26 protein-coding genes and 1 tRNA gene are annotated in these 26,029 nt (G+C 57.0%); 10 read left to right on the top strand and 17 right to left on the bottom strand.

The genetic code is table 11. The annotated features are described in order from the left end of the window. The first annotated feature begins 15 nt into the window (after positions 1-15). From MWU61_RS08080 to MWU61_RS08055, 6 genes are all read left to right on the top strand, one after another. Positions 16-1,092, top strand: coding sequence for a branched-chain amino acid ABC transporter permease (locus MWU61_RS08080; RefSeq protein ID WP_247127801.1), 1,077 nt, complete (start codon positions 16-18; stop codon positions 1,090-1,092). 82 nt (positions 1,093-1,174) lie between these two features. Beyond that, positions 1,175-2,458, top strand: a complete 1,284-nt coding sequence (locus MWU61_RS08075; RefSeq protein WP_247127800.1) for an ABC transporter substrate-binding protein — start codon at positions 1,175-1,177, stop codon at positions 2,456-2,458. A 72-nt stretch (positions 2,459-2,530) separates the two neighbouring features. Next, the gene (locus MWU61_RS08070) at positions 2,531-3,355 is read left to right on the top strand and encodes an ABC transporter ATP-binding protein (protein ID WP_247127799.1); all 825 of its coding nucleotides are present in this window, start codon (positions 2,531-2,533) and stop codon (positions 3,353-3,355) included. A 100-nt stretch (positions 3,356-3,455) separates the two neighbouring features. Further along, positions 3,456-4,631: an AMP-binding protein gene (locus MWU61_RS08065; RefSeq protein WP_247127798.1), complete on the top strand. Its 1,176-nt coding sequence runs from the start codon at positions 3,456-3,458 to the stop codon at positions 4,629-4,631. Between the two features lie 18 nt (positions 4,632-4,649). Then, a complete protein-coding gene (locus MWU61_RS08060) occupies positions 4,650-6,308 on the top strand; it encodes a peptidoglycan-binding domain-containing protein (protein WP_247127797.1) in 1,659 nt (552 codons plus the stop codon). Beyond that, entirely contained in the window at positions 6,305-6,763 is a 459-nt protein-coding gene (locus tag MWU61_RS08055) for a GNAT family N-acetyltransferase (RefSeq protein ID WP_247127796.1), read from the top strand. The genes MWU61_RS08060 and MWU61_RS08055 overlap by 4 nt, the downstream gene beginning before the upstream one ends. A 3-nt stretch (positions 6,764-6,766) precedes the next feature. On the opposite strand, the gene MWU61_RS08050 is transcribed toward MWU61_RS08055, so the two are convergent. From MWU61_RS08050 to MWU61_RS08040, 3 genes are all read right to left on the bottom strand, one after another. Beyond that, a complete protein-coding gene (locus tag MWU61_RS08050) occupies positions 6,767-8,002 on the bottom strand; it encodes a PPC domain-containing protein (RefSeq protein ID WP_247127794.1) in 1,236 nt (411 codons plus the stop codon). Between the two features lie 233 nt (positions 8,003-8,235). Then, the gene (gene ykgO / locus MWU61_RS08045; protein WP_039685556.1) at positions 8,236-8,361 is read right to left on the bottom strand and encodes a type B 50S ribosomal protein L36; all 126 of its coding nucleotides are present in this window, start codon (positions 8,359-8,361) and stop codon (positions 8,236-8,238) included. Between the two features lie 77 nt (positions 8,362-8,438). Next, a tRNA-Val gene (locus tag MWU61_RS08040) sits at positions 8,439-8,513 on the bottom strand. Positions 8,514-8,663: 150 nt separating this feature from the next. Between MWU61_RS08040 and MWU61_RS08035 the strand changes: the two genes are divergently transcribed. Continuing rightward, positions 8,664-9,536, top strand: a complete 873-nt coding sequence (locus tag MWU61_RS08035; protein WP_247127793.1) for an N-formylglutamate amidohydrolase — start codon at positions 8,664-8,666, stop codon at positions 9,534-9,536. Here the strand turns inward: MWU61_RS08035 and MWU61_RS08030 are convergent, their stop codons facing one another. The 6 genes from MWU61_RS08030 to MWU61_RS08005 form a co-directional block, all read right to left on the bottom strand. Further along, on the bottom strand, positions 9,537-9,770 hold the full coding sequence (locus MWU61_RS08030; RefSeq protein WP_247127792.1) for a hypothetical protein: 234 nt from the start codon (positions 9,768-9,770) through the stop codon (positions 9,537-9,539). Positions 9,771-9,833: 63 nt separating this feature from the next. Continuing rightward, positions 9,834-10,406 carry a ferric reductase-like transmembrane domain-containing protein gene (locus MWU61_RS08025; protein WP_247127791.1) on the bottom strand — a complete coding sequence of 191 codons (573 nt, stop codon included), beginning with the start codon at positions 10,404-10,406 and terminating at the stop codon, positions 9,834-9,836. A gap of 6 nt (positions 10,407-10,412) precedes the next feature. Next, positions 10,413-10,880, bottom strand: a complete 468-nt coding sequence (locus MWU61_RS08020; protein ID WP_247127790.1) for a twin-arginine translocation pathway signal — start codon at positions 10,878-10,880, stop codon at positions 10,413-10,415. Positions 10,881-11,094: 214 nt separating this feature from the next. Next, on the bottom strand, positions 11,095-12,612 hold the full coding sequence (locus MWU61_RS08015) for an ABC-F family ATP-binding cassette domain-containing protein (protein ID WP_247127789.1): 1,518 nt from the start codon (positions 12,610-12,612) through the stop codon (positions 11,095-11,097). Between the two features lie 228 nt (positions 12,613-12,840). Beyond that, positions 12,841-13,266 carry a GFA family protein gene (locus tag MWU61_RS08010; RefSeq protein WP_247127788.1) on the bottom strand — a complete coding sequence of 142 codons (426 nt, stop codon included), beginning with the start codon at positions 13,264-13,266 and terminating at the stop codon, positions 12,841-12,843. A 21-nt stretch (positions 13,267-13,287) separates the two neighbouring features. After that, a complete protein-coding gene (locus MWU61_RS08005) occupies positions 13,288-14,541 on the bottom strand; it encodes a DNA polymerase IV (RefSeq protein WP_247127787.1) in 1,254 nt (417 codons plus the stop codon). Between MWU61_RS08005 and MWU61_RS08000 the strand changes: the two genes are divergently transcribed. Continuing rightward, positions 14,540-15,013: an NUDIX hydrolase gene (locus MWU61_RS08000; protein WP_247127785.1), complete on the top strand. Its 474-nt coding sequence runs from the start codon at positions 14,540-14,542 to the stop codon at positions 15,011-15,013. The genes MWU61_RS08005 and MWU61_RS08000 overlap by 2 nt on opposite strands. A 92-nt stretch (positions 15,014-15,105) precedes the next feature. Then, the gene (locus MWU61_RS07995) at positions 15,106-16,104 is read left to right on the top strand and encodes a Gfo/Idh/MocA family oxidoreductase (protein ID WP_247127784.1); all 999 of its coding nucleotides are present in this window, start codon (positions 15,106-15,108) and stop codon (positions 16,102-16,104) included. Here MWU61_RS07995 and MWU61_RS07990 read toward each other — a convergent pair. From MWU61_RS07990 to MWU61_RS07965, 6 genes are read right to left on the bottom strand one after another with little or no spacing between them, the layout of a single operon-like run. Then, positions 16,101-17,063, bottom strand: a complete 963-nt coding sequence (locus MWU61_RS07990; protein WP_247127783.1) for an aldose epimerase family protein — start codon at positions 17,061-17,063, stop codon at positions 16,101-16,103. The two genes, MWU61_RS07995 and MWU61_RS07990, sit on opposite strands and share 4 nt — an antisense overlap. A gap of 3 nt (positions 17,064-17,066) precedes the next feature. Then, on the bottom strand, positions 17,067-18,968 hold the full coding sequence (locus MWU61_RS07985; protein ID WP_247127782.1) for a beta-galactosidase: 1,902 nt from the start codon (positions 18,966-18,968) through the stop codon (positions 17,067-17,069). A gap of 48 nt (positions 18,969-19,016) precedes the next feature. Then, a complete protein-coding gene (locus MWU61_RS07980) occupies positions 19,017-19,844 on the bottom strand; it encodes an SMP-30/gluconolactonase/LRE family protein (protein ID WP_247127781.1) in 828 nt (275 codons plus the stop codon). Further along, positions 19,841-20,446, bottom strand: coding sequence for a 2-dehydro-3-deoxy-6-phosphogalactonate aldolase (locus tag MWU61_RS07975; protein WP_247127780.1), 606 nt, complete (start codon positions 20,444-20,446; stop codon positions 19,841-19,843). Before MWU61_RS07975 ends, MWU61_RS07980 begins: the two co-directional genes overlap by 4 nt. A gap of 4 nt (positions 20,447-20,450) precedes the next feature. Next, entirely contained in the window at positions 20,451-21,353 is a 903-nt protein-coding gene (locus MWU61_RS07970) for a 2-dehydro-3-deoxygalactonokinase (RefSeq protein WP_247127779.1), read from the bottom strand. Then, on the bottom strand, positions 21,350-23,455 hold the full coding sequence (locus MWU61_RS07965; protein ID WP_247127778.1) for an alpha-galactosidase: 2,106 nt from the start codon (positions 23,453-23,455) through the stop codon (positions 21,350-21,352). Before MWU61_RS07965 ends, MWU61_RS07970 begins: the two co-directional genes overlap by 4 nt. Before the next feature lie 134 nt (positions 23,456-23,589). On the opposite strand from MWU61_RS07965, the gene MWU61_RS07960 reads away from it, so the two are divergent. Continuing rightward, complete coding sequence (locus tag MWU61_RS07960) at positions 23,590-24,375, top strand: IclR family transcriptional regulator (RefSeq protein ID WP_247127777.1); 786 nt, start codon at positions 23,590-23,592, stop codon at positions 24,373-24,375. Here MWU61_RS07960 and MWU61_RS07955 read toward each other — a convergent pair. Together MWU61_RS07955 and MWU61_RS07950 are read right to left on the bottom strand one after the other, a co-directional pair. After that, a complete protein-coding gene (locus MWU61_RS07955; protein WP_247127776.1) occupies positions 24,372-25,241 on the bottom strand; it encodes a DmsC/YnfH family molybdoenzyme membrane anchor subunit in 870 nt (289 codons plus the stop codon). The genes MWU61_RS07960 and MWU61_RS07955 overlap by 4 nt on opposite strands. Continuing rightward, positions 25,241-26,020 (bottom strand): 4Fe-4S dicluster domain-containing protein, encoded by a 780-nt coding sequence (locus tag MWU61_RS07950; protein ID WP_247127775.1) that lies wholly within the window; start codon positions 26,018-26,020, stop codon positions 25,241-25,243. Before MWU61_RS07950 ends, MWU61_RS07955 begins: the two co-directional genes overlap by 1 nt. Positions 26,021-26,029: the final 9 nt, after the last annotated feature.

Raw genomic sequence — 26,029 nt, 5'->3', positions numbered from 1 at the left:
ATAAAGGAGGCTGTCATGCTGTATCGTGAGGCCGGTGATTTTTCGACGTCCTATCCTGAGGATAGCCAGACGTTCCCAATTAGATTTGACCGTTATCGTTACTGGGCTGTGTTGGCCGTTGCGTTTTTGGTCATCCCGTTTGTGGTCAATGACTATTGGGCGTCGTCGCTTTTGGTGCCGTTCCTGATCTATACGATTGCTGCGATTGGCCTGAATATTCTAACCGGATATTGCGGTCAGGTATCGCTGGGTACGGGTGGTTTCATGGCTGTGGGGGCTTACGCCTGTTACAAGTTGATGACCGCCTTTCCTGATGTGAATATCGTATTTCATATCGTGATTGCTGGCGGGATCACGGCGGCTGTTGGTGCAGCGTTTGGTCTGCCAAGCCTACGGATCAAGGGGTTTTATCTGGCGGTGGCGACGTTGGCCGCCCAGTTTTTCCTCGTTTGGCTGTTCAACAAAGTGGCGTGGTTCTACAACTATTCCGCCTCTGGCCAGATCAACGCGCCCGAACGGTTCGTGTTCGGACAGGCCGTCACGGGCCCGAATTCAACGGCAATGTCCCAATATATGATCTGTCTCGTGTTTGTGACCGTCTGTGCGATCATCGCCCGCAACCTGACCCGGGGCACATTGGGCCGGTCATGGATGGCGATCCGTGATATGGACATCGCCGCAGAGATCATCGGGGTGAACCCGCTGAAGGCGAAACTGACCGCCTTTGCTGTGTCGTCGTTTTTCATCGGCATCTCGGGCGCGCTATTCTTTGCGGTCTATCTGGGCGCGGTCGAAGTGGGTGAAGCATTTGGCATCCAGAAATCGTTCCTCGTCTTGTTCATGATCATCATCGGCGGGCTTGGCTCGATTTTTGGTAGTTTCGCGGGGGCCGCGTTCCTTGTGCTGTTACCCGTCGCCCTTAAGGTGTTGGGCGTGGATGTTCTGGGTTGGCCCACTGATCTGGTGGCGCATTTGCAGCTTGTGATCGTGGGCGGTTTGATCATGTTCTTTTTGATCAAGGAACCGCATGGGTTGGCCCAACTTTGGCGGCTGGCAAAAGAGAAATTACGGCTCTGGCCGTTTCCATATTGACCCGAGGCGGGGACCAACCCGCCCGGACGCCGGACACACCGGCACCCACATAATCGGTATAACCAATGGGAGGAAATTTCCGATGACACTTAAGGCATTAGCAGCCATGGCCCTTGCGGGTACGATGGCAGCAGGACCGGCGCTGGCCGATCTTGTGATCCCCGACCTGAGCTATCGCACCGGCCCTTACGCGGCTGGCGGCACACCGTTTTCGGACGGCTATCAGGACTATTTCAACCTGCTGAACGCACGCGATGGCGGGATCGGCGGCGAGCCTGTCCGCATCATTGAATGCGAAACAGGCTATAACACCGAAAAGGGTGTGGAGTGTTACGAGAGCACCAAAGGTGAAGGCGCGCTGATCTATCAACCGCTGTCCACCGGCATCACCTACCAGCTGATCCCGAAAGCAACGGCGGATGGTATCCCGATCCACACGATGGGTTATGGGCGTACGTCGGCTGCGAATGGTGAGGTGTTCAACTGGGTGTTCAACTATCCTGCGAACTACTGGGACGCGGCGTCGGTTGCCGTGAACTATCTGCTAGGTGAAAACGGTGGATCGCTGGATGGCAAGTCCATCGCGCTGGTTTACCACAACTCTGCTTACGGTAAGGAACCGATCCGCACGCTGGAAGAGTTGTCAGCGATGCACGGGTTTGATTTGACGCAGATTGCCGTTGATCACCCCGGTCAGGAGCAGAAATCGCAGTGGCTGCAAATCCGCCGCGAACGTCCTGATTATGTCCTGATGTGGGGCTGGGGCGTGATGAACCAAGTCGCCGTGCAGGAAGCTGCGAACATCGGGTTCCCGATGGAAAACTTTATCGGCAACTGGTGGGCTGGTGCGGAACATGACGTGGGTCCTGCAGGTGATGCGGCCAATGGTTACAAATCACTGAACATGAACCCGATCCGCAACTATCCTGTTCTGGATGAAATCCGCGCGATGGTAGTCGATGCGGGCAATGCTGCCGGTGACGGATCCAACGTGGGTTCTGTGCTGTATGTACGCGGGATGTACGCCGCGATGCTGGCATCTGAGGCGATTGCCACAGCGCAGGAAATTCACGGTGTGGCTGACGTGAGCGCCGCAATGGTCCGCGACGGGATGGAAGCGCTGGATATCACAGCGGCCCGCATGGCCGAACTGGGCATGGAAGGCATCGGGCCGGAATTTGCCGTGTCGTGTCAGGACCACGGTGGGTCGGGCCTTGGCATCGTGCAGCAGTGGAATGCGTCGACCGGCACATTCGATCCGCTGACCGATTTCATCGCACCTGATGATTCCGTGATCGCGCCACTGGTGGCTCAGGATTCAGCTGCATTTGCCGCTGAAAACAACATCGAGGCTGGTTGTCTCTAAAACATGTCGGGCGGCCCGATTGGGTCGCCCGATTTCCACGAATTTTTGGCAAGACAATATGAAAGTTGCTCCATGCTAGATGACACCGCGCAGACCGAGACGTTGCTTGAGGTCAACAACATCGAAGTGATCTATAATCACGTGATCCTTGTGCTCAAGGGCGTGTCGCTGTCCGTTCCGAAAGGTGGGATCACCGCGCTTTTAGGCGGCAACGGCGCTGGCAAGACGACAACGCTGAAGGCGATTTCGAACCTGCTGCATTCCGAACGCGGCGAGGTGACAAAAGGGTCGATCAACTATCGCGGGGATCGGGTTCAAGACCTGTCGCCGTCTGATCTGGTGAAACGCGGCGTGATCCAAGTCATGGAAGGCCGCCATTGTTTTGAACACCTGACCATCGAAGAAAACCTGATGACTGGCGCCTATACGCGTGGTGACGGGACCGGTGCTGTGAGCGCCGATCTTGAGATGGTGTATGATTATTTTCCGCGGCTGCGCGAGCGCCGCAAATCGCAGGCGGGCTACACATCGGGCGGTGAACAACAGATGTGTGCGATTGGTCGCGCCCTGATGTCGCGCCCTGAAACGATCCTGCTGGATGAGCCATCCATGGGTCTTGCCCCGCAGTTGGTCGAAGAAATCTTTACCATCGTGAAGAACCTGAACGAAAAGGAAGGCGTGTCCTTCCTGCTGGCCGAACAGAACACCAACGTTGCCCTACGTTTTGCCCATCACGGGTATATTCTGGAAAGCGGACGTGTCGTGATGGAAGGCCCCGCTGCTGAGTTGCGCGAAAACCCCGATGTGAAGGAATTCTATCTGGGCATGTCCGATGATGGCCGCAAATCATTCCGTGACGTACGCAGCTACCGCCGTCGTAAGCGTTGGCTCGCCTAATTTTCAACCGATATCGTATAACAATACCATGATGCCCTAGTCTTTGACTGTGCTGACCGCCAGAGTGAACAAAAGACTGGGCGGCAGGACAGGAGAGAAGATGACTCATTTTGACGACCTTGAAACACGTAGCGCTGATGCCCGTGAAGCGGATCAAACCGCTGCGTTGAACGCACAGATTGCGCGTGTTGGTGGCATGGATCAGGTCACGTCGCTGGCGGATTTGGCCAAACTGCCTGTGCTGCGCAAATCTGATCTGAGTGCCCGTCAAAAAGAACAGCCGCCGTTTGGCGGCATGATCGCCACGAACCTGAGCCATGTTTTTCAATCCCCCGGTCCGATCTATGAACCGGGCGGGTCTGCGCATGATTGGTGGCGTTTTGGGCGTTTTTTGGCTGCCTGCGGGATCGATGCCGACGATATTATTCAGAACTGTTTTAGCTATCACCTGACCCCTGCTGGCACGATGTTTGAAAACGGCGCGAGGGCTGTAGGGGCTGTTGTGCTGCCTGCGGGGACTGGCCAGACAGAATTGCAAGCGCAGGCGGCCCACGATATTGGCTGTACCGCCTACGCTGGTACGCCGGACTATCTGAAGATTATCCTCGAAAAAGCAGACGAGATGGGTCTGCCGTTGAAAATCACGAAGGCCGCCGTGTCTGGCGGTGCATTGTTCCCGTCGTTGCGCGATTTCTACGCCGACCGTGGCATCACCTGTTTGCAATGCTACGCGACCGCTGATCTGGGCCACATCGCCTATGAAACCACCGTTGGCGAAGGCATGATCGTCGACGAAGGCGTGATCGTCGAAATCGTTACCCCCGGTACGGGCGATCCGGTAGCGGAAGGCGAGGTCGGCGAAGTCGTCGTCACGTCCCTGAACCCCGATTATCCGCTGATCCGTTTTGCAACGGGCGATTTGTCTGCTGTGATGGCGGGGCAAAGCCCCTGTGGTCGTACCAATATGCGGATCAAAGGTTGGATGGGTCGCGCCGACCAAACCACCAAGATCAAAGGTATGTTTGTGCGCCCCGAACAGGTCGCGGCCTTAGTCGCAAAGCATGACGGTATGACCCGTGCGCGGGTGATTGCGGATCGTGCAGGCGAGACGGATGTCATGTCCGTGCAATGCGAAGGTGATAACCTTGACGCCGCAGCAATCGCTGCCAGCCTACCTGCTATTTTGAAACTAAACGGTGACGTCGCGGTTGTTGCTGACAACACGATCCCGCGCGACGGGGTCGTTATCGAAGATCGTAGAACCTACGACACATAACAAAACGGAGGTGCCCTGATGCGCCGGATTATCCTGACTACTGCCATTGCCCTTTGGGGTAGCACGACGCTCGCTGACGATCAGGCGCTTTTGCTGGGGGTGGATCGATACGCGACCCTTGATCGGGTCAGTGGTGCTGCGGATGTCGCCGATGCGGCGGACGCGTTGCAGGCTGTAGGGTTCAATGTGCAGACGCAGGTCAACGGCGTCGGTCGCGATATGACCCGACGGTCGACGGGATTTGTGTCGGGGATTGATGGCGCTGACAGGCTGGTCGTCGGGATGTCGGGTGCCTTTGTCACCGATGGTGATCGCAGCTGGTTGCTGCCCGTTGATGCAAGCGATCCGGTTTTGTTTAACCTCGCGGGTGCTGTCTCTGTGGAAAGCGTCCTGCATGTTCTGGCCGCCACACCGGGGCAGGCGGTGCTGGTATTGGGCGCGGATCAGTCTGCGAATGATCGCTACGGTCCATATATGCGCGACGGGATCGGGGCATTGAGGGTGCCAAATGGGGTGACGGTGGTGACGGGAACCACGGGGGCCGCGTCCGATCTGTTGCAAGAAATGGCCGAACCGGGTGCGGATGTGATGGCGCTGGTGCGTGGGAACAATCGGTTGTCTGTGCAAGGTTACACGCCTGCGTCGTTGGTGCTGGTCGCGGCTGATGTGACCCCTGTTGCTGTGCCTGACGCGCCGGAACCGACTGATGATGAACGCGCGGCTGAAACCGCGTTGTGGGAAGGCGCGCAGGCGCTGGATACCGCAGATGCGTACCGCAATTACCTGACGCGTTATCCTGACGGGACCTATGTCGAACAGGCTAATACCCTGATCTTAGAGATTAACACAGAACCAAACCGCGCCGCGCGGCTGGCCGAAGAGGCGTTGTCGCTGTCGCGCGATGCGCGACGTGATATCCAACGTGACCTGACAATCTTGAACTTCGATCCGCGTGGGATCGACGGTATTTTTGGTCCCGGATCGCGGTCTGCCGTCACGAATTGGCAGCAGCAAAACGGGTTCTCGCAGACGAGTTATCTGACGACCGAACAGATTAACCAGCTTGATGCGCAAGCGGCCCGCCGCGCGGCAGAACTCGAGGCCGAAGCAGAACGCGCGCGCGCCGAAAAGGAACGGCTTGATCGTGCGTTTTGGGCTGAAACGGGCGCGCAAGGCGATGAGCCGGGGCTGCGGGCCTATTTGGAACGGTTCCCTGACGGGTCATTTGCCGCGCAAGCGACTGAACAGCTTGGTGAGATTGAAGCGGCAAAACGCCAAGCCGCTGCCGCCGAAGATAAGGCCGCTTGGGACACCGCGACCGAAACCAATACGCAAGCGGCCTACCAGACCTACCTGCAACTTTTCCCTGCCGGGTCCTTTGTTGCAGAAGCCGAAGCGCGAATTGCTGCGTTGAACGCGCCAGAGCCATCGGATGATGCCGCAATTGCAGCAGAAAACGCATTGGGCTTGGACGGCATCACCCTGCGTTTGATCGAGGCGCGTCTGGCGCAGCTTGGTTTAGAACCGGGATCCGTTGATGGTGGTTTGGACGAAGACACACGTCGTGCGATCCGCAATTTCCAAGACGATCGTGATTTGGATATCACCGGATTTATCAACGAACAAACGATCGTTCGTCTTCTGGCCGACGGTTTCCAAGCGCTTGGGCAGAATTGATAAAGGTCGACAATATTGCTGATGTTGCAGGCTGTGACGACGCATTGGTCGATCTGCTGATGACCACATGGCCCGCGTATTACGGCGCGGTCGGTGTAGGGGATGCGGCCCAGACTATCGCTCAGAGGCGTCAACATCGGTCCGGCGGCGTGGCTTTGTTGAACGGTCAAATTGTCGGAACTGTCGCGCTATCTGAAACATCATTTGGTGCGCAGTCTGGCGACGAAGGTTTTTGGCTGATCGGCCTGTGTGTTACGCCATCCGCAAGGCAAATGGGCGCTGGCACCGCGTTGGTGCGTTGGGCAATGGCGCAAGCTGATGCGCCACTTTTCACGACAACGCAAAACGCCGCAGGATTACTGCGGCGTTTAGGGTGGACCGATCTGCGCGAGGTCACGGATGACAGCGGTAGGTGGTCGGTTTTGAAAGCCCCACCCAAGATGGGTGAGGCCTAAAAATCAACGCGCTGCGGTGTAGCGTTCGAAGACCATGCGCACGTCGCCTGTCATGCCTTCTTCCAATTGGCGGACGCCAACCAGATATGTGCCGGCATTGACCCGTGCGGCGATCAAGCTGTCGTAGCCTTCGCCGTAATCGTCGTTCTGGCCAACTTTGCGGCCAAGGTCATCATAAGCCACCAACCACGGATCGCCTTCGCTGCCAACGGACACGGCTTCGATCAACATCAAGCCAGCCTCTGGCATATCCACGGTAAACCACGTCATTTCGCCAGTTGTGGACACGTCTTGGCGCAACCGATTGTCCAAGCTGCCGAGTGCGGTAAACGGGATGGACCCGTCAAGCGGAGGTGCAACATCGCCGCTTGCATAAAGCGCAAGCTGGGCTGCGACCGGATCGTATTCGATGACCCCGACTGTGATTGGCAAATCGTTGCTGTCCAAGGCACCGATTTCGATGCAGTAATCACCTGCAGCAAGAGCGTCGATATATTCGAGCCGCGAATTCAAGCCATCGAAATCATCGTTGTCGTTGATGTAGTTCCCGTCGGCGTCCAACAGGGTCATGGTTGGATCGGCTTCTTCATTTTCAGCCGTCATGGTGAGGGCTGTGTCTTGCGACAGGCTAAAGCTCCAGTAGGCATTTTCGGCAACCGATGCGGTGCCGAACAACCCGTCCGCCAGTGACCCTTCCAAAGGACGCGCGTCAGCGCAGCTGCCTGTCGCGACGTTGGTATCTGTGTCGGTGTCGGTGTCCGCATCAGGAACCACGACGGCTGCCCCTGCGGTCAGTGCTTCTTGTTCTGACCGACCAACGCGGACAAAGGCCGTCAATGGCGCGCCATCGTAGCTTTTTACTGCGACGCAATATGTGCCCGCATCAAGCTGTGTTTCCGCGCGCGCCGCGCCATTGCCGCCGCTATCGTCGTCGGACAAGATGATGCTGCCCGTGCTGTCGAGCAATTCAAGTAACGGATCGCCCGCGCCACGCCCCTGTGCTTCAAGCCGGACATCAGTGGTGCCGGACAGGGTGAAGAGTGAAACGTAGGCATTGCCGCCCAGCACCAACGCCATCTGTTCCTGATGGGAAGACGCTGTTGTCATGTCCGATGATGCTTCGCTACCGCCGATCCATTGCCCGTCGCCGAGACCGCACACATCTTGGGCGAATGCAGGGGAAGCGACTGCCAATGTCGCTGCTGCCAATGCAATCGAAGGTAAATGGGATGTCTTCATCGAACGGATCCTTACATTATTTTGGTCGTGATGCGTGATCCTAGGCTTAGGGCAGGTCATCTGGCCAGTGCCTAGCGCACAAAGGTAAGGAAATCCGGATATTTGAGAGCCAATATTGTCAGAAATGCACGCAAGCGTTGAATGAAAGTATCATTCTTGTGGTCGCAAACAAAAAGGGCCGCTTCAAATGAAGCGACCCTTTTCGAATGCTATTACAGCGGTTTAACGCAGGATTAACCCTGACGTGCTTTAAACCGACGCTGCGTCTTGTTGATCACGTAAACGCGGCCCTTACGGCGCACAATGCGGCAATCGCGATGACGATTTTTCAGCGAGCGGAGGGAGTTACGTACCTTCATGGCAGAATCCTCTTTCTTTTCGCGGCGCGCGGATTGCGCCTTGGGTTACAGTTATGGCCCGTGAAGGCCGAAATTCATGGTGGACGATACTGGGATCGAACCAGTGACCCCTTCGATGTCAACGAAGTGCTCTACCGCTGAGCTAATCATCCATAACCTCAGTGGTTTACTAGCATCTCGTCGCAAAACGAGACGCGGGAAAACCGCGTCGGGTTCCGGTGCTATAAAAGGAGTCGCGAGGGGGATCAAGGGCTTTTGAAAAAACCATTTCGTGGACTAAGTTATAAATCAAAGGAAACTGAATGACAGCACCCCACGCCCCTACGGCATACCATCTTTTTCAGCCGAAAAGCCGGACAACGTCCGTTGTTTTTGCGTCCCCGCATTCCGGTCGGGCCTACCCCGAAGAGTTCCTGAAGCGCACAATTTTGAACGAACGAGAGGTCCGTTCATCTGAAGATGCCTTTGTAGATCAACTATTTAGCGCTGTTCCGGAACATGGTGCACCGTTTCTGACGGCCTGTGGACCCCGTGCGTTTCTAGATTTGAACCGCGGGACCGAAGAACTGGATCCCGCGTTGATCGAAGGTGTGCGCCGTATGTCACACAATCCGCGCGTTGCGTCGGGTTTGGGGGTGATTCCGCGTGTCGTGGCCAATGGTCGCGCGATTTATCGGGGAAAATTGTCGTTGTCAGAGGTGCATCGCCGCCTGACCGAGTATTGGCGACCGTATCACGACCAGCTGCAAACCCTGCTGGATCAGAGTTTGAATACCTTTAACGAAGCGATTCTGATCGATTGCCATTCCATGCCGCACGAAGCGCTTGAAAATGTGGGCCCGCCCGGTGCTGCGCGTCCGCATATCGTGCTTGGTGATCGGTTTGGTGCCGCCGCTGCCGGGTCTATCGTCGAAAAAGTGGAAGCTGCGTTTTCACAGTCCGGATTCCGTGTCGCTCGTAACATGCCGTTTGCGGGGGCCTATATTACGCAGCATTACGGGCGGCCGTCGCGCAGGCAACACGCGCTTCAAGTCGAGATTGATCGCGCGTTGTACATGGATGAAAAAACGATGACGCCGCACGCAGGTTACGACGATTTTGTGACCGCTCTGAATGGAGCCATCGCAGATGTTGCGGCAATCGGCGCTAGTGAACGCAGATTGGCCGCCGAATAATCAGCCCCAGCGGATCAATCCGATGATGGCCGACGCGGCATAAAAAAACTGCAGCGCGAAGAAGGCCCAACGTTTGTCGAGAAAGCCCCAGCCTGCGAACAACAGGGCAGAAATCAGCAACAGCGAAAACCCGAGGATTTCGTTGCCGGTATTGGATGCGATCAACAGCGCATAGGCCATGGCAAGAACGGAACCCGCGATTTCGCAGATTGATATGATGGTATTTTTTTGCATGAAATGTGCCCTTCGCAGTCCCTGATCTTCGGTAGCAGATGCGTGTGAAACTGTCGAAGCGGATTAACGGGCCTGTTTGAAAACCGCGCGGTACGTGGTGAACAGCAGGACTAAGCCGAGGCCGATTTTGGTGAAGGTTTCCATTGTGCCGTCGATCAAATAGGCATGCAGTACCGTCGTCAGCACGATGATCACCGCCAGTGCTTTGTGAATGTGCCGCCAAGTGCGCGGGCGAAGACGTCGCCGGTAAACAGCAAGCGCAGCGGTCGCGAATATCCCCCACATCGCGATGACACCCCATAGTGAAAACGAGGTGGGCGAGGCAAAGAGCAACGCATCAATGACGTCAGGCGGGCTGGAGATCCAAAGCCCCCCAACATGCGCGATAATTGCCGCGACCAATACGCCCCCCATGATCCGGTGCAATTTGCGTTGCGTCATCGGATGAATGGTTGGCAGCGCGCGGGATGCGAGCAGCGTTTGCAGCAAAAGCCCCACCATCGCGGTTATGCCCGCAAACCCAGCGACAATGTAAATCGGGTCACGCCATGCCAGCAGTGGACTGAACCCAGCCGCCGCAATGGGGACCGTGACCGCGCAGAACAGCCCGATCCAAAAGGCAATTGGGCGGGTCATAAGTGTCTAGGCAGGTGTCAGAACGAAACCGACGTTGAGACTGGTATCCGTCGGCTTTGCCATGACAGGACGTAGGAACACTGTCTCGAATTCACCGCTGTCGTAGGCCAAATGCCCATGCGCCTGCCCGAAGGCGGGCACGATCTGCGGCATTTCCAAGCGGAACACGCCATCTGCATCGCTAAGTGTCGCACCATGGCTTTGCGGATCGCGTTCATGACCTTCGGTCGTATGGGCCCAGACCTGAATGCGTTGGTTGGCTAAGGGCGCACCATCCCCCGCACGGCGCACAGTACCGGTCATCCAAAAACCACCGCCGCCTATTTTATCAACAAGGGGCGCATTGGGCAGGTAGTTGTTCGCACCGCCGCGCATTGTGCGTGTGGCGGACAAGTTTTGCGCAAGGGCAGGCATGGCGAGTCCACTGGCAGCGCCGGCAATCAATGTGCGTCGGGTGATCAAAAGCGGGGGCATTACGATCTCCTTTTTGGGCGGGTCGATCTATAGATATGGCGACTTTACAGAATTTCGAATGTGAAGTGGGGCGATGGGCTGGAATTCGCCTTCACCCTTGCGTGATCTGACCCAATATTCGTCAGTGGTGCGTAGCATATTCCCGCCTGCCGCGCGATTTGAGCGCGACAGGCGATTGGACTTCGCAGAAACGCCGCCTTTAGGTCGTTACGCCCTAGTGGTCGGCGAGCGCGCTTTGAAAGAACGGTTCGGGGCTGTCGACCTCGACCAGTTTGTTCCGTTCAACCTGCCAGAACCGATTGCCGACCGCCCGAATGAAGCTGCGGTCATGGCTAACAAGGAGGCAGGATGCGCCGTGCGCGACCAGTTCGTCCTCCAACGCTTCTTGTCCTTCGATATCCAGGTGGTTCGTCGGTTCATCCAGCAGGTAGAAATTCGGATGCGTCAGGCGCAGCACCAACATCGCCAGTCGCGCTTTTTGTCCGCCTGACAGCTTTGCTGCTGGGGCGTCTTGCATCGCGATTGTCATGCCAGCCCCGGCCAATTGCCTGCGCGCCCGTTGATCGCCCACATCAAAGCGATGGGTGATATTCTGCAAAGGGCTTAGCGTCAGATCGAGCTGCGATAACGCCTGGTCGGAATAGCCGGTCACGACGCTGGGCGCGTGTTTGATCCCGTTTTCGGTACCACCTAACGCTGCTTGCACCATCCGTACCAATTGCGTTTTGCCGACACCGTTATGCCCCAGGACAACAACGCGATCACCGCGCGAGATCCATTTTTGACCTGTCATATACAGATCGCGGCCATCGGGCGTCTTAACTTGGATATTATCGAGCGTGATCAGGGCCTTCGCATGCGTGCCGCTGTTGCCCAATTTGATATCACCGGCAGAGCGCTCTTTGTAGGCAGGTTTAGCCGCGGCTTCCATGTTTTCGGCACGTTCGTTTAGCTGCTTGGTCTTTTTCACCAGCAGATCAGAGCCGGAGTTGATGCCAACGTTCTTGAGCTTAGCCGCCTGTTTACGTAGCTGCTGGGCCTGTTTCATCTCGTTAGTAAAACGGCGTTCGTCGGCGGCGTCGGCTTCGTCCAACGCATCGCGGGCCTTTGTGTAGGGGAGCGCGAAATCGCGTGATACCTCGCGGCGCAGAAATAGCGTGCGGTTTGTCGTTTCATCAAGAAATGCACGGTCGTGGCTGGTGATGATCACGGGCACATCGCGGGGAAGGCCGGACAGCCAGTTTTGCAGCAGTCCGATGCGGGACAGATCAAGGTGGTTCGTCGGTTCGTCCAACAACAACACGTCGGGTTCAGTCACCCACGCGGCTGCCAACATTGCGGTCCGTTGCCATCCGCCAGACAATTCACGTAAGGCGGAGTGGTGCAGATCGAACGGGATTTTCAGATCATCGAGCACAACGTCGACGCGCCAGCCTTCGAAATCCTGTTGTTCGGGGGCGAGCGCGGACAGCACAAAATCGTAAAGTGACTGATCCAAACGGTTGTCGGGGACATATTGCGCAACGGCTGCGATTCGGCATCCGCGTGCGGTTGTGATGTCGCCGGTGGTTTGTTCCAGTTCGCCTGTCAGGCACGCCAGAAGGGTTGATTTTCCAGTGCCGTTGGCCGCGACAAGCCCCAATCGGTCGCCTTTGGAAAGCGTTAGGTTGAGGTCGGTAAACAGCGGTTCGCCAAGGGTGACGCCAAGGTTGCGTAGATTAATAATGCTCATGAAATTCTCTGGTCTGTTGCGCATAGGCGCGTGGCCCCGAAAGGGCGGATAGGGCAGACCGTGGGATATTTCACCCGATGATCAGCCCTGCAAAATGTCTTGCAGGGCAGCGCGGGGACCATGCTGAAGCATGCGGGTGATACGTGGCATCAGCGTTGTCCTCCTGTCAGGTTCGTGTTTCGCATTGGTAGCAGGGTAAGCCGTTGTGCGCGTGCTGGCAAGCCTGTCTCAGTCGTCGACGTGGTGCTGCACAAATCGCAATGTGCCGCAAACCGGTGCTGCCGTGCCTTTGTCGGAGGGATGATTAACGCCATCGTTCACGATCACTTCGTCGAAATCAAAGGGGCTGACGCCGTCAAGACAGGCCACGTTGACGCCAAATTCGTTTGGATTCGACCGCCGTTGGTGATGGGTATAAATTCCGCATGTGGAGCAGAAGTAGTGCTTCGCCGTTCCTGTGTTGAATTGGTACAATGTCAGGTTTTCGGCACCTTTGGTAAACCTGATCCCGTCGAGGTTGGCGCTGACCGCCACCGCCCCACGCATGCGGCAAAAACTGCATGAACAGCGGCGTGCCGTGTTCAGACCGTCCGTCAGTGTGACGTCAAACTGAACCGCGCCGCAATGACACGCTGCATGGTGTTTGTCTGGCATTGGGTGTTTCCCCTTCAATCGTTAGCGCAAGGCACGCCCTTTGATAATGGCGGCATCGCCAAATTTTTCGCGGATTTTGTCGGCTGCCCGTTCTGCATCCGCGCGTTTGCCTGCATCTGGATCAAGCAGATCACCTTCGCGATCCGCATCCCCGTCTGATCCGATTTCCGACATGCCGACGCCCAGCAGCCGAAACGGTCCCCGATGGCTGACCTGATCGAACAGACCACGTGCTGTTCGGTAAATGGTATCGGCCATCTGGGTCGAATGGTGCAGGCTTTGCCGTTTCGACACCAGCTTAAAGTCCGAGGTTTTCAGTTTCAGCGTCACCACGCGCCCTGCTTTGTTCTTGGCTTTGGCGCGCGCGGATACCTTTTCGGCCATGCGCCACAGGTGCCCGTCCAGCAAGTCGATGTCTGCCGTGTCTTCGTTGAACGTTGTCTCGTTCGATAGCCCTTTGACGGGCGTGTGCGATGAAATCCGGCGACCATCTTCGCCACGGGCCAGCGCGTAAAGCCGTTCGCCCATTCCGCCAAACCGGTCATGCAGGTCGCGGCGGTCCCAGCGCAGCAAATCATCAAAGGTTTTGATCCCCGCTTTTTCAAGCGACTGCTGTGCAACGGGGCCAATGCCCCAGATCAGGCGGACGGGTTTCGGGCGCAAAAAGGCGGTGGTTTCCGCCTTGCCGATAATCGAAAAGCCCCGTGGTTTTTCCAGATCAGACGCGACTTTTGCGAGAAATTTGTTGTGGGACAGACCGATTGATCCGGTCAGGCCGACCTCGTCTTTCATCCGCTTGACCAGTCGCGCTAGCATGACGGCAGGCGGCGCACCGTGTAGGCGCGCGGTGCCGGTCATGTCCATGAATGCCTCGTCCAATGACAAAGGTTCAACCACGGGCGTCAGTTCATCCATCAAGGCACGGATCGCGCGTGATGCTTCGGTGTAGGCGTCGAACCGCGGTTTCACGACGACCGCTTCTGGGCACAGCTTAAGCGCTTGGAACATCGGCATCGCGGATTTCACGCCTTTGATCCGCGCCACATAGCAGGCCGTTGAAACCACGCCCCGCCGCCCGCCGCCGATGATGACGGGTTTGTCTTCAAGTTCAGGATTGTCGCGCTTTTCGACACTGGCATAGAACGCGTCGCAATCCATGTGGGCGATGCTGAGGTCCCACAATTCGTCGTGACGGGTGAGACGCGGCGACCTGCACGACGGGCAACGTGCGCCGTCTTCAAATTGGGTTAAACATTCGCGGCAAAGGGCGGGCATGGACCTAAGATACGTCTTGCAGGGCAGGGTCACAATGGGCGACGCTGCGGGCATGACAGATGAATTTAACGGCGCAAAGGTGGCCCTGTTCATAGGCGATGAACTGTTAGTGATCTTGCGGGATGATGATCCGGGCATCGCTTTCCCGAACCTGTGGGATTTTCCGGGTGGCGGGCGCGAGGGGGATGAGACCCCGTTTGAAACCCTTGCGCGAGAGGTCAAAGAAGAAGTCGGGCTGATCTTGCTGCACGACGCGATCATCTGGGAAAAATGCCTGCCGTGGTCACAAGATGCGACGCAAAAGATTTGGTTTTTTGTTGCGCAAATGCCTGCGGGGACTGAGGGGAAGATCGTGTTTGGCGACGAAGGTCAAAGATGGGCGTTGATGACCCCTGATGCCTTTATGACCCACGAAGAAGCGGTGCCAAACTTGGGCCAACGGCTGCGGCTTTGGATGGATGACGCGACCTAGGGTATGGCGTTTACGTTGAATTACGGTGCAGCCCGATCTGGCGCGACCTATGCATTGCTTTGGAAAACACCCCGGATCAAAAGGATCACTTCATGCTGAACATCGGTCTTCTTGGCGCATCTTGGATTGCGCCCCAAGCTATCATTGATCCGGCAAGCATCGTGCAAGGCACCCGTATTGCCGCCGTTGCTGCACGTGATCTGGGCAAGGCGCAATCCTATGCGGACACCTACGGTATTCCGGCGGCTTACGGCAGTTACGATGATCTTTTGGCGGACCCTGGATTAGACGCGATCTATATCAGTTTGCCGCCTGCCTATCATGCGGTGTGGACCATTCGCGCGCTGCAGGCAGGCAAACATGTGATTTGTGAAAAACCGACAGCGATGACGCTGACAGAAGCCCAAGCGATGGTGGACGTGGCAAAATCCACTGGCAAGCGTCTGATTGAAGCGTTCCATTCGCGCTATCACCCGGCGTTTTTAACCTGCATGGATTGGGTCGCGTCGGGCGACATTGGCGATGTGCAAAGCATGACCGCGCATTTCGGCGTTGGATTTCCGGATGATGGCGTAAAGAACCAATATCGTCCCGAATTGGGCGGTGGCACGATTATGGATATGGGGTGCTACCCGTTGCATTGGGTCCGGCAGTTGGCGGGCGGGGCCATTGCCGATGCAAAGGTAGACACGACGTTGGCGGAGTCGGGGGTTGATCTGACCATGGCGTCGGAACTGACGTTTGATAATGGCGTGACGGCCAAGATTTCGTCGTCCATGCATCCTGACACCGAATTTGGTGCCTACCTTGAGGTGACTGGCTGCAAAGGAACGATCACCTTCAAGAACCCGCTGGTGCCGCATCAGGGCGGGGCGCTGTCCAAGACCGTTGATGGCGTGACGACGGATGCGCCGGTGTCCACAGTGACGACCTATTGCTACCAGCTAAAGGCCATCGCGGAGGCGTTGCAGACGGGCGATGTGCTGCCAACCGAAGCTGCGGGACTTTTGGATCAGCAGGCCGAAATCGACCGGCTTTATGACGCTGCTGGCCTGTCACATCTGCGGATCACGACGCAGGATTATACTTAGGCCGTGAACGTCCACGTTGTGACCTGCGTATAGGTTTGGTCAGGCGTCAGGATGATCGACGGGAAATCGCGATTGTTCGGGGCGTCGGGCCAGAACTGCGCCTCTAGCGCGAGCCCTTCGTGCGTGGACCGGCCAGGGCGCGCGCCGTCTTTGTTGTCGTAAATCTGAATGCCAGGTTCGGTTGTCGCAATCGTAAGCGATACGCCGGATGCGCCGGTTAAGGTCAGCGCATCGTGCAACGGGCGGCGGTGATCTGCGAGGCAAAAGTTATTGTCGAACGTATCCGTCTGCCGCGAGATTTTGCGCGGTTTGCGGAAATCCATCGGTGTGCCGTCTACCGCGACGATTTCGCCTGTTGGGTAACACTGTGGCGTGCCCGGCAGGTAGCTGTCCGCGTGAACCGTCAGCGTGTGATCGTCCCAGCTGTCGCTGCCATCAAGGTTCCAATAGCTGTGGTTGGCAAAGCTCAAGGCGGTCGTCGTGTCGGTTGTTCCGGTGATTTCCATCGACAGGGTGCCGGGGGCTGCCACGCGGTAGGTGACGGTGAAATCGCGGTTGCCCGGAAGGCCGCATTCGCCGTCACGCATCGTGCAAGTCAGCGTCGCGTGGGTGTCGGATGCATCGACCAACGTCCACGCACGGCGATGGGTGGCCTGTGCGCCGGAATGCAGGTGGATCGCGCCGTCCTGATTGCGTTCGAGTTCGTACATCATGCCGTCGATTTTCACGCGGGCATTGCTGATCCGGTTCGCAATAGGGCCAATCAGTGACCCGTGATGACGCAATCCACCTTCGTAATCGGCCAAATCGTCAGAGCCTAAGGTCAGGCTGTGATCGACGCCAGCCAGCCGCACATCTTGGATAATCGCGCCCCATGTCAGGATGCTGACGCTGAGATCACCCGCGCTGATCGTCACTTTTTCGACGTCAACGCCCGTGCTGCTGGTTCCAAAATGCATGGCTTAGATTTCCTCCCAGTGGACCCCCGCTGCCGGAATGATCACATCGCCCCATTTGCGGGCCTTCGGTGCATAGTTGAACACAAACCGATGGGTAGCGGTATCCCTGATCCGCAGACCTTTAGGTAAATCGAACGTCGCAATTTCAAGCGTGTCGCACAGGTTGCCGATAATCTGGTCAAAGGTGTCATCACTGGGCCAACCGGCTAAGTAACGCACATTGTCGCTGCCCATGATCGCAGGCTGGCCCGCTTTGGTGGACAAATAAACGTCGGCGTCACCTTCGAGATGATCGAACCAATGCAGGAATTTCCCACCGTTTTGCAGTTTGATCGCATCGGATGGCGGCAGGCTTTCGGCCATTACGACACTGACGTCAGTATTTGGCAGATTAGGGCCGAGCGGGGTCGGAATCGCCAGTTCATCCGTTTTGGTGTCGGTGCGTGGACCAATCAGAGCGATGCCGTCGAATGTGTCCAAAGCGGCGCGGAACGGATCGGACAGCGTCATGAGACCGGGTGCCAGTACCAGTTTATAGGCGGACAGATCGGCGGTTTCGGGGTGGATGATGTCCACGCTTAGACCCGCGCGACGCAACCCGCGATAGGCGGCAAAGGCGAGGCGGAACATATCAAAATCAGCGCCTTGCGGCTGCACGTCCCATGCCCATGCGCTTTCGTAATCGAAGACGAGTGCGACGGGCGATGCGGCTGTGCCGACATCTGGCAATTGGGCGATTTCCTCGGCTACTTGCGCGGCTTCGGCCAATGCAGGTGCCGGTTCTGCATCAGGACGCAGCAATGCCGCATGCATTTGTTCTTGCGCAAAAGGTGCCTGCCGCCAGCGGAAATAGCACACGGTTTCAGCGCCATGGGCGAATGCTTCCCATGCCCACAGACGCGCCATTCCCGGCAGCGGGGCAGGGTTGTAAGGCGCCCAGTTTACAGGGCCGGGTTGCTGTTCCATCACCCACATACGGCCACGGCCAACGGCGCGGTATAGGTCGTGGTGGAAGGCTTGGTTATCGGGGTGGCCTTGGCGCAGATAGGTCTGCTTTTCCTTTGGCGTCCCTTCGATCCGGTCAGACAGGAACCCAATCGGGTAGCTGTCCCAAGACGCGATATCGAGATCAGCGCCGACTTTCCAATGATCAAAGGTCGTGATGCGACCCATGTAGTTGTGGATCAACGGGGCGTCCGTGTGCGGACGAATGACGTCGACTTGGGCTTTGTTGAACGCGACCACTTGGTCAGACGAATACCGCCGGAAGGCCAACTGATGCGGATGGTTCGGTTCCGTCACGGTCAGGTTTGGCAATTCGATCTGATCGAACGTGTCGTATTGCATCGACCAGAATACGTTGCCCCACGCACGGTTCAGCGCATCGGTCGATTGGTAGCGCTGGGCGAGCCAATCTTGGAAACCCTTTTTGGCAGCTTCGGAATAGGACAGCGTCGTGTCGTGGCAGTCGTATTCGTTGTCGATTTGCCATGCGGCGATGTATGGATTTTTGCCATAGCGTTCGGCCATAAGGCGGGCTATGCGCACCGCTTCGGCCCGAAATCCGAGATGGCTGAAATCATAGTGACGACGCGAGCCGAATTTGCGTGTTTGATTATTTGCATCCACAGCAAGCATATCTGGATGTTTATCAATCATCCAGCGTGGCGGGGTGGCCGATGGTGTACCCAGCACAACTTTCAAACCAGCCTTGCCCAACACGTCAATCGCGCGATCAAGCCAGCCCCAGTCGTAGGTGCCGGGAGTGGGTTCCATCAAGGACCAAGCGAATTCGCCGATCCGAACCCATGTCAGGCCATTCGCGACCATTTGGGCGGCGTCGGTTTCCCAACGCTCCTCTGGCCAATGTTCAGGATAATAACAAACGCCGAGCGTGCGGTTCATGGCGGTGCCTTTTGAGTTGTTTTGGACAGATGAAACAGAGGGCCGCGATCAGAGGATCACGCGGTGCTCTGCTTGGCCAGTGGTTGTGGTGGGTACGGCAAATGTTTTGCCGTCATCAATTGCGGGCGACGTCATGCCTTCTGTGGCGGACGTGCAATATAACGTCTTCAGATCAGCGCCGCCAAACGCGGGGCACGATGTCTGGCTGGCGGGAAACGTGACCGCTTGCAAGAACGTCCCGTCGGGCGCGTATTGTGCCACGCGCGATGCACCCCATTGCGCATTCCAGATATTACCATCGGCGTCCACAACGGCACCGTCGATCCCGAAATCCTCGTCGCTGAGATCAACGATCAGGCGCGGTTTGCCGGTCGGCCAGCCATCTGCATCAAGATCTGTCGCCATAAGTTTGCCAACGATTGTATCGGTGTAATACGCGATGGCCCCACAGGGTGCGAAGCAAATGGCGTTTGTGATCGTCACGTTATCAAACAAACGGCGCAGTTCGCCGCGGTAGTAACGGTAGATCGCCCCTGCTTTTTCTTCAGCGTTAAAGCCCATGGTCCCGATCCAGAATCCGCCTTGCGGATCAGCGCGGCCATCGTTGGAACGGGTCACGGCGTTATCGCTTTCGAGACCGCAGACGTAGGTTTCTTCTTCGGTTTCAACGTCGAAGGTGAACAACTGCGTGGCGGATGCGATCAGGAATGTGTCTTTGTCGACCCAGCCTGCGGCAGACACGTATTCGTCGAATTCCCAGTATTTGCCCACTGTGTGCAGCCGCTTGTTCAGGATGTCGAACCAGAAGAACTGCTGGCATTCGGGATGCCAGATCGGACCTTCGCCCAAAGCGCATGGTGTATCGTCGATAATCATTTGGCAGCCTTGTAAGCCGCGACCATGCCTTTCGCCCGTTCAGCGACATCAGCAACAGAGAAGCCGGGTTTGAACAATGCTGAACCAATGCCAAAGCCGTCGGCGGACGCATCCATCCACAAACGGAAGTTATCTGCGCCAGCACCGCCAACCGCGTAGACTTGGGTACCTGCCGGCAACACCGCACGGATGGCCTTGATGCCGTCCGGGCCAAGCAATCCGGCAGGGAAAATCTTAAGACCGTCAGCGCCTGCTTTGAGCGCGGCGAAGCATTCGGTTGGGGTCATAACACCCGGCCAGCTGGCCATGCCAGCGGCTTTGGTCGCCATGATCACGCGCTGATCGCAGTTGGGCGACACGATCAATTCGCCACCCGCATCACGTACACGACCAACGTCGTCGGTGGATAACACGGTGCCCGCGCCGATGATTGCCGCGTCATCAACGGCGTTTTTCATGGCTGTGATGCTGTCGAACGGCGTCGGTGAATTCAGCGGAACTTCGATCTGGGTAATACCTGCATCGACCAAGGCTGTGGCCATGGCTGGGGCTTCTTCAGTTGTAACACCGCGCAAGATCGCGATCAGGGGAAGGTGGGACATAGAATTAACCTTTCAAGCGGCGGTAGGCCGCGATGAGACCAGCAAGGGTGACGCTATCACCTTGCACTTGGGTAGCGGGCGCGCCTTGCAAACCAAGGGCTTTGACGTAAAGGCCAGCAATGTCACCAGCACCAATCACGGCGATCTGTTGACCTAACCAATAAGGGCGTGCACCAGCAAGTTCGGCACCAATCAACAGGCCGGACAGGCGGCTACGCGCCGCTTCGTTCGTCATGTTATGCAGCAGACCATCGGCGCGGAGTGAAAACAGGTTCGCGGCCAGCTTTTCTGGGCGTGACATCGTTTCGGAAACGGCAGTTTCAAACACGCTATCGTCCCAGCCGATACTATCTACCGAATGCTTCAACACGGTGTGACCAGAGATAGCCGCAAACAATTCGCCCGTCATATATGTTTGGAAACTGACGATTTCGTCGGCGCTGACATGAACCCATTTGGTGTGGCTGCCGGGCAGACAGATGATGCCATCCCAATTCGGATTGCGAGACAGGAAGCCCGCGATCTGGGTTTCTTCGCCGCGCATCACATCAGCGGGGCTGTCCTGTGAAATACCGGGGATAATGTGGACCGACAGATCGGGGTCGTCGGTCGGAACCTTGGTGAAACCTGTCGTTGCCGCAGGACATGGCACGCGGTCATATTTCGCTTCGGCCCAGCCTTGACGTGCACCAACCATGCCGCAGGCGACGACGGTCATCGGGCCGTTGATCCACTTGCCAGCGACATCGCGCAGCGCTGGTTCAAACCCTGCGCGGTCTAGTTTGCCCATGCCTTGGTCAGAGCTTGCTTCGGCCAAGATATCGCCGCTGGCTGACATCGCCCACACACGCAAGTTGCTGGTACCCCAGTCGGCGGCGATCCAGTCTGGTGTGATCGTGTCAGTCATGATGTCTCCTTTGAGGCGCCCGTCAATCGCGTGCCTTCGATGACCCACATACGGTCAGGGAAGGTCCACGGCAATGTCACACCGTGGCGCATCAGATAAGCACCGGATACTTCGATTTCTTGGGTCTTGAGGATTTGATCGCCACGCGACAGCGCAGGCGCGCTGGTCCGGTTGGCAAGGTTGATCCGATATGTCGCTGTGGGAACCAAATTGGTTAACCGCAGTGGGCGCGGTGAGATTTGTGCGCTGGTCGCGGCTTTGCCCGCAAACACGACAAACTGGTCGCCGTCCTGCGCCATTTGCTGTTCTGCGATGACGGCGGGGTCGGCGCTATCCAGACGCAGAATGTCCGCCTGTTGCATCCAATGGCGGTTGTGTTTCCACCATGATGTTACTTCGGTCAGTACGGCGACTTCGTGGTCGTCCAGTTCGCGCGGGTCCATTTCGAAACCCATGTGCCGTTGTGCGGCGACCCATGCGCGGAACGCGATATCCAACACACGACCGGACGTATGGCAGATGCGCGGGCCGACGTGTGATCCGGTCACGGACAGAGGCAGGAATAGCGCCGCATCATGTTGAATACGCAGGCGTTCCAGCGCGTCGTTGCTGTCGGACAGCCAAACACGTTGGGTCCGTTCCATGATACCGAAATCGATGCGACCACCGCCTGATGCGCAGCTTTCGATCTCTGTATTCGGGAAGTCAGCACGCAGCCGGTCGATCAAGGCGTAAGACCCGCGGGTCTGTGCCGCATCGGGCATCGGCAACACGCGGTTGTGGTCCCATTTGATGTAATCGACGTCATGATCACGCAGAATCGCGGACATCCGGTCGTACAGGAAATCGCGGACTTCCGGCAGCGCCATGTTTAGCGCTTTTTGCTGACGGCCCAGCGTCTGGTCTTCGCTGCCCAAAGCCCAATGCGGATTGGCGCGGTGAATGTCGCTGTCTTCGTTAACCATTTCAGGTTCAAACCAGATGCCAAAAGTCATCCCGAGGCTATGCACGTGATCCACCAATGGGCCAAGGCCATCGGGATATTTGCGGGGGTCAACGGTCCAGTCAGACAGGCTGCGGGTGTCGTCATCGCGCTGGCCGAACCAGCCGTCATCCAGCACAAAACGTTCCGCGCCAAGTGATGCGGCCTTTTCGGCGATTTCTTTCAACACGGGCAGTTTGTGGTCAAAATAGACAGCTTCCCAGCAGTTATAATGCACCGGACGTGGCGCATTTGGCTTTGGCCACGTCACGATCCGGTCGCGCAGGTGACGTTGGAAAGACACCGCGCAGCCGTTCAGGCCGCTGTCGGAATATGTGATGTAAAGCGGGGCGGTTTTAAATTGCTTGGATGGCTCTGTTTCCATCCGCGCGGCGTGACCCCATTGGATTTGACGACGACCGTCTTGCAATTCTTCGGCGATCATCCGGTGTCCACCGGACCAACCGTAGTGGAAACCATAGGCTTCGCCTTGGGTGTTCGTCGCACCCGTACATGGCACGATCAGGCCAGGGAAATGTTCGTGACCCGTGCGGCCCGTCCGGTTTTCGCGGTAACGGATGCCTGCACCCCACGCGGTGCGGTTGGGCTGGAATTCACCACACCAACGGCCAGAGAAATCGATCATTTCGTCAGATTGCTGCGGGCCTGGCAGAACAGGTGCTGCAAGCCAGTGCAGGTGCACAGGGCGGTCTGCATCAAGCGTTGTTTGGCAGGTAATAATATGCGTGTGCGGATCTGGTTTGAAGCTGACGGTTAGTTGCAGACCGTTGTCGGCATCACGGTATGTCAGTACGATCCCGTCTGTTTCATCGACGCTTTCAAAGCAGAATTTCGGCAATAGCGGCGTGCCATCGCTGTCGCGGACAATCAGACCGGGTTGGCCGGGGAAAGACCGCGTGGCTTCGGGACAAATGGACAGGTCAGGGTTTTCGTCTAGCATCCCGCCCGTCACGTCCAGCGCGCCTGCGGCATGGATTGTTGTCAAATCTTCGTCCATCGGCAGGGCGGCACCCCAGTAAACGACTTCGTGCAGGCGGTCATTGCGGGCCGCAAGAACAAGTGTTTGGCGGTCATCATCAAGGCGATAAGTGCGTGTCATGGAAACTCTACAGGCGATCAGGTCCGGAAGCGGACGGCTTCTTGTTTCAATAGTTGAAACTAGGTTTTGAATATTGATACTAAAGCGGCTATCGTCGGAAAATGTCAACTGCTGCAATAGGGGAGGTCGCCGCAATGTCACGTGACCATGAGGATGGAACTGTCGGTAAGGCACTGGCGGTCTTGGATCAAGTTGCTGCATTTGGACAGCCTGTGCGTTTTGGAGAAATCCTTGCGCAGTCGGCGTTTCCGAAGCCCACATTGTACCGATTTGTCCAAACGCTGACGAATCAGGGCATGCTGGCCTATGATCCGGATCGGCAAACCTATTCCCCCGGTGTGCGTTTGGTGCGACTTGCGCATGCGGCATGGGCGCAATCCACATTGGCCCCGATCGCGCGACCGCATCTGGATGCGCTTAGCGCAGAAGTTGGCGAAACGGTGCATTTGGCCCAGCTAGACAATGCGCAAGTTCTGTATCTGGAAAAACGCAACGCGGCCCAGCCTGTCAAAATGTATTCCCAAGCCGGTAAAGTTGGCCCTGCGTATTGCACTGGCGTGGGGAAGGTTATGCTGGCTTACACCGAAGATGCGGCGTTGGATCGGATCATTGCACAGCAGTCTTTTCACGAATTTACACCCAAAACCCTAACCAACTCTGAAACGTTGATGGAAGAATTGGATGCGATTGTCGCCCGAGGTTACGGGTTTGACGATGAAGAACACGAACCGGGGATCATCTGTATCGCGGTCCCGATCCTGACTGAAAAGGGGCGGCCGCTTGGTGCGTTGTCTGTGACCAGCACCACGGCGCGTCAATCATTGGAACAGATGGAAAAGCTTGCACCGATGTTGCAACAAACCGCCCGCGACATCGCATTCGATGCCGCGAACTGGCATATTCGGGACGAAGATTCTTAGCGTTTACCGTAGTAAAGACCGACAACGTGTTCGGCTTGCGCGAAGAACAACCAGCGCAGCGTCAAGACGCCCGCGATGTGGCTCAGCACTGCGAGCAGCGCGAAAAAGTGGTTGAACGGCAAGATCAGAAGCAGGACGGGCAGGACAAAAGCCAAGCCCATTGCGATCATCCGCAGCTTTTCCGCATGTTTGCGGCCCACAACGTGCACGAATTCGCGCAGCAGATAGTTGGTGCCGGTATGCGGTGGTTCGAACGCGCGGACCTCACCGATGTTGCCAAGACCTGTCGCCGTTTTCAGGTCTGTCCCTGATTCCGCCAACCGCGTATCGCCAGACATCCATGCGTAATATTGCAGTGCGGCCGCTGCCGCGAGCAGGACAATTGCGATCCAGACTTGGCCAGCAAACAACGCACCGCCGCCGATGGACAGTGTCAGGAACAACGCAGGCGTCGTCCAATGTTTCCAGCGCGGCACTGTTTTTAGCTGGGCGTAGATCATCGACGTTGTGAAAACCGTGGCCAATGCGCCTAACGCGCCCAGAAAGCCAAGGAACCCCATGTGCGTGCCAAACAATGCGCCAAGGGCATAAATCCCCATGATGACAAGCGTGACGACAGCTGCACTCCCTTCGCGGGACAACCAACTGGTGCGCCATTGGCTAAACGCTTTGATTGCGCGTTCGGGGTGACCAAGGTGGAAAGTGGAGGCGAGCAAGCCGCCAACAGCCATCGCATAGGCAATCGCAAACCAGATGAAAGCGCCGAACCCCGTGGGTTGCAACGCGCCGATGCCAAGCCAGAACAGCAAGCCAAACCCGAGGCCAGAGAAGGTGGTGAAGATGATAACACTTGGTGCGGGATGCATTAGTTTGTGCCTCCGGGTAGGGCGTTCAGCGCTTTGTCGAGCCAGCCAACAAAGCCTTTGGCGTCTGCGGCGATTGGTTCAAGGTATGGTGCAAGCACGTCAAATTCAGGTGCGACGTCTTTCGGGCGCGGCGGCAGGTATTTGTTGACGGGCTTTGTGCCTTGTTCGGGCATCAAATCCATCCCGCCGCGTTCTTTGGTCAGAATGCTCACGTTGCTTTCTGGATCGGCGAAATCGCCAAAGTGACGCGCACCAGCGGGACAGGTCCGGACGCAGGCTGGCTGACGGTCTTCTTCTGGCAGGTTTTCGTTGTAAATCCGGTCCACACACAGGGTGCATTTCTTCATCACCCCTTCGTCCGCATCCAGTTCACGTGCGCCATAAGGACATGCCCATGCGCACAGCCCGCAGCCGATGCAATCCTGTTCGTTGACCAGTACGATCCCGTCTTCGACCCGCTTGTAGCTTGCGCCAGTCGGACAGACGGTCACGCAAGGGGCGTCTTCGCAATGCAGACAGGATTTCGGGAAATGGATCAGTTGTGCTGCAGGTTGCGGTTCGTCTTTCAGCTTGGGTGGCTGAACTTCGTAGGAATGCACGCGGTTTAGGAACGTGCCCGTTGGATTGGCACCGTAAGGGTCCTGATCCGACAGCGGCGCGCCGTAGTTTTCGGTGTTCCAGCCTTTGCAGGAAATCACGCAAGCATGGCAGCCGACGCAAGTATCAAGGTCGATGACAAGGCCCAGCTTTTTCTGCGTGGAGGTAGGTAAGGTGGTCATGATTGGCCT

Origin of the sequence: Loktanella sp. F6476L (assembly GCF_023015725.1) — a bacterium.
GTDB lineage: Bacteria > Pseudomonadota > Alphaproteobacteria > Rhodobacterales > Rhodobacteraceae > Yoonia.
This window is presented reverse-complemented; position numbering and strand designations above follow the sequence as displayed.

What these genes read in the sequence shown, in the direction of transcription:
- MWU61_RS08080 (WP_247127801.1), top strand. Translation starts at nt 16, where the DNA reads ATGCTGTATCGTGAGGCCGGTGATTTTTCGACGTCCTATCCTGAGGAT.
- MWU61_RS08075 (WP_247127800.1), top strand. Translation starts at nt 1,175, where the DNA reads ATGACACTTAAGGCATTAGCAGCCATGGCCCTTGCGGGTACGATGGCA.
- MWU61_RS08070 (WP_247127799.1), top strand. Translation starts at nt 2,531, where the DNA reads ATGCTAGATGACACCGCGCAGACCGAGACGTTGCTTGAGGTCAACAAC.
- MWU61_RS08065 (WP_247127798.1), top strand. Translation starts at nt 3,456, where the DNA reads ATGACTCATTTTGACGACCTTGAAACACGTAGCGCTGATGCCCGTGAA.
- MWU61_RS08060 (WP_247127797.1), top strand. Translation starts at nt 4,650, where the DNA reads ATGCGCCGGATTATCCTGACTACTGCCATTGCCCTTTGGGGTAGCACG.
- MWU61_RS08050 (WP_247127794.1), bottom strand. Translation starts at nt 8,002, where the DNA reads ATGAAGACATCCCATTTACCTTCGATTGCATTGGCAGCAGCGACATTG.
- ykgO (WP_039685556.1), bottom strand. Translation starts at nt 8,361, where the DNA reads ATGAAGGTACGTAACTCCCTCCGCTCGCTGAAAAATCGTCATCGCGAT.
- MWU61_RS08035 (WP_247127793.1), top strand. Translation starts at nt 8,664, where the DNA reads ATGACAGCACCCCACGCCCCTACGGCATACCATCTTTTTCAGCCGAAA.
- MWU61_RS08030 (WP_247127792.1), bottom strand. Translation starts at nt 9,770, where the DNA reads ATGCAAAAAAATACCATCATATCAATCTGCGAAATCGCGGGTTCCGTT.
- MWU61_RS08025 (WP_247127791.1), bottom strand. Translation starts at nt 10,406, where the DNA reads ATGACCCGCCCAATTGCCTTTTGGATCGGGCTGTTCTGCGCGGTCACG.
- MWU61_RS08020 (WP_247127790.1), bottom strand. Translation starts at nt 10,880, where the DNA reads ATGCCCCCGCTTTTGATCACCCGACGCACATTGATTGCCGGCGCTGCC.
- MWU61_RS08015 (WP_247127789.1), bottom strand. Translation starts at nt 12,612, where the DNA reads ATGAGCATTATTAATCTACGCAACCTTGGCGTCACCCTTGGCGAACCG.
- MWU61_RS08010 (WP_247127788.1), bottom strand. Translation starts at nt 13,266, where the DNA reads ATGCCAGACAAACACCATGCAGCGTGTCATTGCGGCGCGGTTCAGTTT.
- MWU61_RS08000 (WP_247127785.1), top strand. Translation starts at nt 14,540, where the DNA reads ATGGACCTAAGATACGTCTTGCAGGGCAGGGTCACAATGGGCGACGCT.
- MWU61_RS08005 (WP_247127787.1), bottom strand. Translation starts at nt 14,541, where the DNA reads ATGCCCGCCCTTTGCCGCGAATGTTTAACCCAATTTGAAGACGGCGCA.
- MWU61_RS07995 (WP_247127784.1), top strand. Translation starts at nt 15,106, where the DNA reads ATGCTGAACATCGGTCTTCTTGGCGCATCTTGGATTGCGCCCCAAGCT.
- MWU61_RS07990 (WP_247127783.1), bottom strand. Translation starts at nt 17,063, where the DNA reads ATGCATTTTGGAACCAGCAGCACGGGCGTTGACGTCGAAAAAGTGACG.
- MWU61_RS07985 (WP_247127782.1), bottom strand. Translation starts at nt 18,968, where the DNA reads ATGAACCGCACGCTCGGCGTTTGTTATTATCCTGAACATTGGCCAGAG.
- MWU61_RS07980 (WP_247127781.1), bottom strand. Translation starts at nt 19,844, where the DNA reads ATGATTATCGACGATACACCATGCGCTTTGGGCGAAGGTCCGATCTGG.
- MWU61_RS07975 (WP_247127780.1), bottom strand. Translation starts at nt 20,446, where the DNA reads ATGTCCCACCTTCCCCTGATCGCGATCTTGCGCGGTGTTACAACTGAA.
- MWU61_RS07970 (WP_247127779.1), bottom strand. Translation starts at nt 21,353, where the DNA reads ATGACTGACACGATCACACCAGACTGGATCGCCGCCGACTGGGGTACC.
- MWU61_RS07965 (WP_247127778.1), bottom strand. Translation starts at nt 23,455, where the DNA reads ATGACACGCACTTATCGCCTTGATGATGACCGCCAAACACTTGTTCTT.
- MWU61_RS07960 (WP_247127777.1), top strand. Translation starts at nt 23,590, where the DNA reads ATGTCACGTGACCATGAGGATGGAACTGTCGGTAAGGCACTGGCGGTC.
- MWU61_RS07955 (WP_247127776.1), bottom strand. Translation starts at nt 25,241, where the DNA reads ATGCATCCCGCACCAAGTGTTATCATCTTCACCACCTTCTCTGGCCTC.
- MWU61_RS07950 (WP_247127775.1), bottom strand. Translation starts at nt 26,020, where the DNA reads ATGACCACCTTACCTACCTCCACGCAGAAAAAGCTGGGCCTTGTCATC.